General features: G+C 71.9%; 1 protein-coding gene. It reads left to right on the forward strand.

The genetic code is table 11. From position 1 onward, the window contains the following. On the forward strand, window positions 1-566 hold a 566-nt coding region (locus tag FB586_RS18770), incomplete at both ends, for a tripartite tricarboxylate transporter permease (RefSeq protein WP_168800625.1).

Raw genomic sequence — 566 nt, forward strand, 5'->3', positions numbered from 1 at the left:
TGCTGCTCAGCCTCTCCGCACCGCTCGTGGCGAGCTGGGCGGTCGACTTCGGCCCGCCGGAGTACGCCGCCCTCGCCCTGCTGGGCGTGCTGCTGGTCTCGACCATCGGCAGCGGCAACTCCCTCAAGGCGCTCATCGCGGCCTCCGTCGGGCTGCTCCTCGCCACGGTCGGCCAGGACCAGTTCAGCGGCGCTCAGCGCTACACGTTCGGCAGCCTCGAGCTCACCCAGGGCATCGACTTCGTCGTCGTCGCGATGGGGCTCTTCGGCGTCAGCGAGATCCTGCACAACCTCGAGGAGCGCCACGGCAAGCCGCACGTGCCGGCCAAGGTCGCCAACGTCTGGCCCTCGCGGCGCGACCTCAAGGAGGCGTCCCCGGCCATCGGGCGCGGCACCGTCATCGGCTTCTTCCTCGGTGTGCTGCCCGGCGGCGGCGCGGTGATGTCGTCGCTCGCGGCCTACGCCACCGAGAAGCGCATCTCCAGGACGCCCGAGGAGTTCGGCCGCGGGTCGATCAAGGGCGTCGCCGCCCCCGAGACGGCCAACAACGCCGCCGCCACGTCGTCG

This window comes from Cellulomonas telluris (genome assembly GCF_004886325.1).
In the GTDB taxonomy this organism is placed as follows: domain Bacteria; phylum Actinomycetota; class Actinomycetes; order Actinomycetales; family Cellulomonadaceae; genus Cellulomonas; species Cellulomonas telluris.